The organism is Pseudomonas sp. 43(2021), assembly GCF_017490805.1.
Taxonomy (GTDB): Bacteria; Pseudomonadota; Gammaproteobacteria; order Pseudomonadales; family Pseudomonadaceae; genus Aquipseudomonas.
On record NZ_JAFGYJ010000593.1, the window covers coordinates 1 to 430 of the forward strand.

Annotated in this window: 1 protein-coding gene; it reads left to right on the top strand. The window is 67.7% G+C overall.

The annotated features are described in order from the left end of the window. On the top strand, nucleotides 1–430 hold a 430-nt coding region (locus J5M71_RS28860), incomplete at both ends, for a branched-chain amino acid ABC transporter permease (protein ID WP_207839103.1).

Here is a 430-nt window from a genome sequence, read left to right on the forward strand (position 1 = left end):
CGTTCGGGCTCACGCTCGTCGTCGAAGGCGTGTTCCGCGCGATCTACGGCTCGTCCGGGCAGCCGTACGACGTGCCCGCGCTGCTCGAGGGCGCGACCAACGTCGGCTTCATGTTCCTGCCGAACTACCGCGCGTGGGTCGTCGTCGCGTCGCTCGCGGTATGTCTTGCGACCTGGTTCGTGATCGCGAAGACGCGGCTCGGCGCCTATCTGCGCGCGGGCACGGAGAATCCGAAGCTCGTCGAGGCGTTCGGCGTCAACGTGCCGATGATGGTCACGCTGACCTACGGCTTCGGCGTTGCGCTCGCCGCGTTCGCCGGCGTGCTCGCGGCGCCCGTGATTCAGGTGTCGCCGCTGATGGGGCAGCCGATGATCATCACGGTGTTCGCGGTCGTCGTGATCGGCGGCATGGGCTCGATTCTCGGCTCGAT